General features: G+C 45.6%; 8 protein-coding genes and 1 pseudogene. 7 read left to right on the forward strand and 2 right to left on the reverse strand.

Annotated elements, in window-relative coordinates:
- Both F607_RS31440 and F607_RS31445 read right to left on the reverse strand, forming a co-directional pair.
- Positions 1-572 (reverse strand): annotated as a pseudogene (locus tag F607_RS31440) (phage portal protein); the annotation flags it as partial.
- Positions 572-2359 carry a terminase large subunit domain-containing protein gene (locus F607_RS31445; RefSeq protein ID WP_051311772.1) on the reverse strand — a complete coding sequence of 596 codons (1788 nt, stop codon included), beginning with the start codon at positions 2357-2359 and terminating at the stop codon, positions 572-574. The pseudogene F607_RS31440 and the gene F607_RS31445, both read right to left, overlap by 1 nt.
- 205 nt (positions 2360-2564) lie before the next feature.
- Here F607_RS31445 and F607_RS31450 point away from each other — a divergent pair, with 205 nt between their 5' ends.
- The 7 genes from F607_RS31450 to F607_RS0123505 form a co-directional block, all read left to right on the forward strand.
- The gene (locus F607_RS31450) at positions 2565-3386 is read left to right on the forward strand and encodes a GPO family capsid scaffolding protein (RefSeq protein WP_338112642.1); all 822 of its coding nucleotides are present in this window, start codon (positions 2565-2567) and stop codon (positions 3384-3386) included.
- A complete protein-coding gene (locus tag F607_RS0123480) occupies positions 3386-4408 on the forward strand; it encodes a phage major capsid protein, P2 family (protein WP_038292141.1) in 1023 nt (340 codons plus the stop codon). Before F607_RS31450 ends, F607_RS0123480 begins: the two co-directional genes overlap by 1 nt.
- A gap of 2 nt (positions 4409-4410) precedes the next feature.
- A complete protein-coding gene (gene gpM / locus F607_RS0123485; protein ID WP_027710014.1) occupies positions 4411-5079 on the forward strand; it encodes a phage terminase small subunit in 669 nt (222 codons plus the stop codon).
- Between the two features lie 97 nt (positions 5080-5176).
- Positions 5177-5635 carry a head completion/stabilization protein gene (locus tag F607_RS0123490; RefSeq protein WP_027710015.1) on the forward strand — a complete coding sequence of 153 codons (459 nt, stop codon included), beginning with the start codon at positions 5177-5179 and terminating at the stop codon, positions 5633-5635.
- Entirely contained in the window at positions 5632-6084 is a 453-nt protein-coding gene (locus F607_RS0123495) for a phage tail protein (protein ID WP_027710016.1), read from the forward strand. Before F607_RS0123490 ends, F607_RS0123495 begins: the two co-directional genes overlap by 4 nt.
- Entirely contained in the window at positions 6068-6730 is a 663-nt protein-coding gene (locus tag F607_RS0123500; protein ID WP_051311774.1) for a hypothetical protein, read from the forward strand. Before F607_RS0123495 ends, F607_RS0123500 begins: the two co-directional genes overlap by 17 nt.
- A gap of 4 nt (positions 6731-6734) precedes the next feature.
- On the forward strand, positions 6735-6922 hold a 188-nt coding region (locus F607_RS0123505; protein ID WP_027710018.1), incomplete at its 3' end, for a DUF2586 family protein.

Raw genomic sequence — 6922 nt, forward strand, 5'->3', positions numbered from 1 at the left:
CGTCGGCGGAAGAGGGTCGCTGATTCATTTAACAAAATAGAATGCATTGCACTTAAGTATTCGGGAATACCATACACTTGTTGACTGACATCGTATTCAGTTAATGCAATAATTTCCCCTTTTTTAAATCGGGTAATCGTTCGGTCAGGACTGAGCCAAATATAATGATCAGGCTTTAATGCTTTGCGCATATTAATCGCCGGGACTTGTTGTAAACGCAAGGTTTGTTTATAGGGGTTCAAAATACGCTTAAAGTAGCATTGACCAAATACATTAAAATCGTAGCCTGCTCGATACAGTTCAGGCTTGGGCAATAAGGCGCAGGCCTTATAATGTTTCACCAGCATATTACGTTTAAAACCCGCACAGGCGCTGTGGTGGGGATTGGCACGTAGCAGTTTGGCGAGCCCTGCTAAACTAACCGGGGGCTCGTAATAATCACCCTGATGATTGGCAAATACACCGAGATAGTCGTGTAGTTGGGTGGCGAGCACAGACTCAGGCTCTCCAAAACCAAAGACAGTAACACCTTTAGGAAGGGGGGTAGCCGGTTTAGTTTTTTGGATTTGCATTATTCATCCTCAAAATCCCAGGTTGACGCTTGCTGGTATTCGGTATTAATGGGTTCATTAAACAGCGCGTGTAAAATAGCAAAGGCGACATCGGCATGACCGGTTTCTTGGGTACGGTTGGCGCTGTAGGTGATTTGGCCGCTTGGCGTGGTGGTTTGCTTGATGGTCATAAAGGCCTGGGGAATGTCTTTCATTTCTACATCAAAAGCCAGGCGACCTTTGCGGATGACATCGAGACCTTTTAGCACCAGCTGATTCTTGGTGTCGACACTGTAATTGATGGCCTGTGCTCTCGGGAAAAAGCCCCGTACCAGGTCATAGACGCCCCGACCAATACCAGTAATGTCGATGCCAATGTAGCCGACATTAAAACGCTGGGTAAGCAGTTTGATTTGGTTAGCTTGATAGGAAAAATCGGCGTTATACCATTGGTATTTTTCCAATATCCGAAACTTGTCTCCATAAGCAGCATGAGGTGGTGCTAGCACCACTAAAGTGGCGGCATCCTGAGTGCGGCTCGGATCAAAACCTAACCATACCTCATGATTACCAAAAGGCCGCGTCTGATGTGGATCAAAATCAAGCCAAAAAGCTTGATCAGAACAGCATTTTTCTAAATCCTTCAGCTTGAAGACACTTTGCTTATCATCCATAAACTGGCACATGAGTAAGTTATTAAACTCGTGCTCAGAATACTCTAAACGTAGCTGGTCTATATCAAATAAATCACAGCCCCCTGCGATGGCGTCCTCGATAGTAATAATCTGACGGAATTGGCCATCAGGGCATAACATACCTTTTGAGAGCTCTGCATCACTTGGGAAAGGCGTATCGGGATTTTCTTTCTTAAAGGCTTGCCCGGTCCAAAACGGATAGGCTTCGTGACTGATGGCACTGGGTGTTGAGAAATACGTCTTACGCCACCGCTTATGCATTGCCATACCGGAAGCTGTACGATTTATTTTGTCAAACTTGGGAATCCAGAAATATTCATCGGTGTAGACATGGCCATGATAGGTTTGTGCTGTGTTGGCGTTGGTCGATAAAAAACGTAGCTCTGCATCATTACTTAAAACGATAGGATCGCCTTTTAGCTCAATATCAAACAAATTTCTGGCAAAGCTCTGTATATAACGGCGAAACACCTCAGCTTGTGCTCGGCTGGCAGACAAAAAGATTTGAGGGTCACCGGTGAGGATCGCATCCGCAAAGGCCTCACCGGCAAAGTAATAGGTCAGCCCGATTTGACGACTCTTTAAGTAGTTACGCAAGCGACAGAGTTTAGAGTTATTTTTAACATCCCAAATCGCCCGCTGATAATCAAAAAGCTTGCTTAAAAACTTCTCTTGAATATCGTCTGCAGTAATACCACTAATATCATTTTTAACCTGTTTTCTTTTTTGGCGTGTCTTGGGTTTGTCGGCAGAAGAGGGGGGATGGTTTTCATCTGTTTCAGTAGGTGCTGCTTTATATTTTTGCAGCTTTGCCAATTGACTAACCAAGCGATCCATTTCATTCAGCTCGCGCTCGGATTTGTTTTCTCGACCGGATAAGACAATAAGACGACGTGAGAGGGCGGATTCTGCGGTTTCACTTTGAATAAGGTCGGTCCAACCTTCCTGGGCGGCCCAGTAATAAATAATACGTTTCGATTCTATGCCTAATTGCTTAGCAATTTCAGGTACACGATGGCGTTGTAAATACAGCTGTTTGGCTTGTTGTTTAATCGACTCGGAGTATTTCATGGATGTATTGCAACGCATAATGAAAGGATGTGCGTTAATCATAAAAGACCTTTACGCAAAAATAATGGGTTAAACTTCCTGAAAATTCCTAATCAATACTTAGCGTCGCGCAATAGGAAATACCAGAAAATCATTGCATTGCTGGTCGTTAAAAAAACCATTAATTTAACCCTTAACCACCGTGAATAAACTGAAATAACCCAACGGCTTGGAAAAGGTAATGGCGACAACTGACTGGCTTTGTATCATGAAAAGTGGCCCGACCGTGGATGGTCGCGAGATTGCGCCACAAGCGGTGAAGGAAATGGCCGAGTCCTATAACCCTGATGAATATACCGCGATGATTTGGTATGAGCATTTTCGCTTTTATGGCAACTTCGGTCAGGTTGTGGAACTCAAAACCGAAGTGGATCCAAAAGACCGACAATGTTTGTTTGCTAAAATAAAACCCAATCAACGCTTGTATGCGTTAAATGAACAACAGCAGCAATTATTTTTCTCTGGGGAAATTCTGCCAGATTTTCGTAAAACCGGTAAAGCCTATTTATTTGGTTTGGCGATTACCGATCAACCCGCCAGTGTCGGTACTTCGCAATTACATTTTAATCATCGCCGACAAGACCCGGACAGTTATTTCAGTCAGCCCCTGCAATTTTCCTACGATGACATTGCTAACCCAGAAAAACACTGGTTTAGTCGTATGTTTAGCCGCGATAAATCCGCGCCAGAACAAGGCAACCCAATGGACGACAAACAATTTACTCAATTGCTGGAAAGTCAGAATAAAAACGCAGAAGCCATCACCCAGTTGACCGCCGTGATGGAGAAATTCAGCACGGCGGCAGCTGAGAGTGATGATAAAACAGCGGGTGAAAGTGAGCCATCTACCCCGCCTACAACTACAGAAACCACCCCACTCGTAGAGCCTTCCAGCGTTTCTACCGAGGAGTTTAACAGCCTTAAGCAGTCACTCACCCAGCTGGAAAATATCGTGAAGCAGTTCAGCATGGAAGGCACCTATATCCCTGAAAACGAAGGCCCTGCCGAAGAACACGACGAGGTGCTGTGATGCGTCCGGAAACGATTCAGCAATTTAATACCTTAAAGCGCAATATGGCGCGTACGTATAATGTACATAATGTGGCGCATAAATTTAATGTTGCACCGTCTATTGAGCAAAAGCTTAACGATGCGATTGTCGCCACCAATCCGATGCTGCAAAAAATCAATGTGTTACCTGTCAATGAGCTGCAGGGCGAAAAAGTCTTTCTCGGGGTGGCCAGTGCAGTGACAGGACGCACCAACACCAAAAAGCAAGACCGTGAGCCACGTAACCTGGTGGATCTGGATAATGACGGTTACCAGCTCTATAAGACGGAATCAGATGTCTGTATCAGTTATCAGCAAATGGATGTGTGGGCCAAGTTTAAAGATTTTGCATCACGCTACAGCCGTGCTGTCCAGCATCGTATGGGCGTGGATCGGATTATGGTCGGTTGGTATGGCACCAGTGTCGCTACACAAACGGATTTAGCGGCTAACCCACATTTACAGGATGTGAATAAAGGCTGGCTGCAGATCATACGGGAGAAAGCGCCCACGCAGATTCTAAAAAAAGACGAGCAGGGTGCCCAGCCGATTGTTTTAGGTGATGATTATGCCAACCTGGATGAGTTGGCCACCGATTTAAAATTCATGATCGGTGAACCGTTTAAAGCGGATCCCGATTTAGTGTTTTTAGTAGGCAGTGATTTAATCGCACGTCATCACTTACGGTTGTATCACGCCCAGGGTGAAACCCCGTCTGAAAAAGAGAAAGTGGAAAATCAACAGGTCATTAAAACCTTTGGTGGATTACCTTCTTTTTCATTTCCAGGGATGCCACCCCGCCTGGCGATGGTCACCAGTTTTAATAATTTATCATTGTATTTTCAAAGCAGTTCTTGGCGTAAGCAGGTTATTGATAATCCTCGTCGTGACCAAGTGGAGGATTACAACTCACGGAACGAGGGCTATGTCGTCGAGCAGTACCAAAAAATCGCCTTTGTTGAACCCGATCAGCTTAAGTTTAAAGAAGAGTTAGAGAACTAACCATGTTGAGCTTAGCCATGCGTCAACGGCAGCGTGAAGCCCAGGAAGAAAAGGCTGAACACATGCCGTTTAGCCCAGACAGTGCGTTTGCTTCGCTGGCCAATGCCAAAAAGTTCTGTCAGCTGCAATTATGCAGTTTGCGCTTGGATTTAGCGCAAATTGGTAAATTGAAAAACTATCCTGAAAAAGCCGAATTTAAACGCACATTAATTGATAAATACCAATATTATCTTGACGGTTATTTAGCGTCTGGTTTAGAGCACCCGAATGAAATTCTGGTGTATATGGTGATCTGGCATTTTGATACGAACCAGCTATTTATAGCGTATAAGCTGGCCAAAATGGCCATTCAACAAAACCAGCCGATGCCCGAGACCTTTAAACGGCGGGATGTAACAACCTTTGCCTGTGATGAAGTGTTACGCGCAATGGAACGCAAAATTGAACACAGTGACATTATCTTTAACCTGGTGCTAGAGGATTTACAAAACGGCACCTGGGATGTCATTCCAGAAATCAAAGCCCGTTATTTTAAAATTGCAGGTACGCGAGCAGAAGAAAATAACCAGCTAGACGACGCTTTACTGTATTTCGAAAAAGCCCATAACACTTGGGAAAAAATAGGTGTAAAAACCAGACTCGATAAATTACGCAACAAATTAACTAAATAAAACTCCCCGCACCCGACCGGGCCGCACCCTTAAAAAAAGAAACGTGCTTTTATTTTTTTAATCGGTGCTGTGCCCTGGTCGTTTTAAAAGGCTTTGTATGAGCATTCACGACAGTTTATATCAACCGGCAATCACCGACATCACCAGTGATAAATTTTTTCCAACGGTGTCCGTAGGTGATTTTCAGCAGTTGTATCGGCTGCATGAGTACACAGAAGATTTAATTGAAAGCGAGCTGATTCAGGCTGTGATCACCATTAATGGACAACTGGAAACCTTTAAAACCCAAGTCATCAGCAAAGGCTATCAGGCGTTAGCCGAGCGTCCCAGCAGCACCGTGAATGGCGAACATCGTGACAGTTTTTTATATCAGCGGGCGGTGATGAGCCTGGCCAAAGCGAATGTACTTCAGCAATACCAAACGATTTTGACCAGTGATAAAGCCGAACATGTGGCTAAAACCAATGACGAAACCTACGGCTTTTGGTTAGCGGCTTCACAACGTGCCGTGTGCCAATTGCAAGGCGAGTTATTTATTAGCGCAGAATTATTATGAAAAAACTCACGGCCTTTAAAGATTATTTACTGGATTTAAAACTGGTCACCCCGGAAAAACTGGAAGCCTATCCAGAAAATAATCAGCTGGACATTCTTACCAAGCCGGGCGAGCAAGGTTTGGAAATGGCCCAGGTCAGCTATGATGCCGTGTTTGAATTAAACCTGGTGAAAGCCAGTTATACGGCATTAGTCGCCATTGTCAGCGGCTGGCTCGCTGAGCATGACCAGGCACGTAATCAGCAGGATGTTGATAAACCCGAGTTTGAGTATGAGCTGACGGAAGAGGGGTTGGTTGATGTACGCCTGATGATTCCTTTTTGTGAGTCGGTGTGTTTAGTGGAGAAAGAACAGGGTCCGATTCATTACGCAGGGAAACGCTGGGATACTGGGGATTATGATTTATGGATTGCTGAAAGCGGTGAGGTGACCGATGCCAGCACCCGCTAATCCCATCAGCGTTAGCCACAATGGGTTATCGGTCCGTGAGCAATTCGCGGTACTGCAACTGTCGCCCAGTGATAAACGCAAAGCCTTACTCCATGCGGGTAAAGCCGTGCGTAAACACAGCCGCCAGCGTATTCGTCAGCAAAAAACACTCTCGGGCCAAAACATGGCCGCCCGTAAAAATCGACGTAAACGTAAAAAAATGCTGCGCGGATTATCCCGCACCATGGGCATACAGGCCAACGCAAACCAGGCAGTGATCGGTTGGCGTAATCCGGTAACGGGTGCCATTGCCAAACGGCAACAGGAAGGCTTAAGCCAGACCATGAGCAGCCGTGATTTACCGAAAATAACACGGGCGACGTATGACGAACCCTGCCCGAAAAACATCGCACGGGCGTTAATCCGAGCTGGTTTTACCATCAAGCGTAAACGCGGCAAAGGCCATAAACGGCCTAGCCTGGCGTGGATCACCGAGCATTTAACCTTTGGTATGGCGGGCGCGATTTTGCGGGAATTAACCGATAAACCCCAGCAATCCCGTTGGCGTATTCCCCTGGCCGCACGGCCTTTTTTAGGGGCGACGAATGACGACATTAATCAAATACTGGACGCGCAATTGCGTGAATTCCTACAGGCAATGAGGTGATGACATGGCACTGGGCAAGGTCACGGTCAATAACTTAAATCTTTTTCAAGGCCCGATTACAGCCATTGAACGGACCTTTTTATTTATCGGGCCAGCGCCCCAGCGTCATGGCGATGTATTGAGTATTAATAGCCAAACCGAGCTGGATACGTTATTGGGTGAGGCTGACTCTGATTTAAAAAGCCAATTAAT

It is taken from the genome of Zooshikella ganghwensis DSM 15267 (assembly GCF_000428585.1).
Lineage (GTDB): Bacteria > Pseudomonadota > Gammaproteobacteria > Pseudomonadales > Zooshikellaceae > Zooshikella > Zooshikella ganghwensis.

Bases quoted from the DNA above. Each gene is read 5' to 3' on its own strand.
- gpM (WP_027710014.1), top strand. From the start codon at position 4,411: ATGTTGAGCTTAGCCATGCGTCAACGGCAGCGTGAAGCCCAGGAAGAA.
- F607_RS0123495 (WP_027710016.1), top strand. From the start codon at position 5,632: ATGAAAAAACTCACGGCCTTTAAAGATTATTTACTGGATTTAAAACTG.
- F607_RS31450 (WP_338112642.1), top strand. From the start codon at position 2,565: ATGAAAAGTGGCCCGACCGTGGATGGTCGCGAGATTGCGCCACAAGCG.
- F607_RS0123480 (WP_038292141.1), top strand. From the start codon at position 3,386: ATGCGTCCGGAAACGATTCAGCAATTTAATACCTTAAAGCGCAATATG.
- F607_RS0123490 (WP_027710015.1), top strand. From the start codon at position 5,177: ATGAGCATTCACGACAGTTTATATCAACCGGCAATCACCGACATCACC.
- F607_RS0123500 (WP_051311774.1), top strand. From the start codon at position 6,068: ATGCCAGCACCCGCTAATCCCATCAGCGTTAGCCACAATGGGTTATCG.
- F607_RS31445 (WP_051311772.1), bottom strand. From the start codon at position 2,359: ATGATTAACGCACATCCTTTCATTATGCGTTGCAATACATCCATGAAA.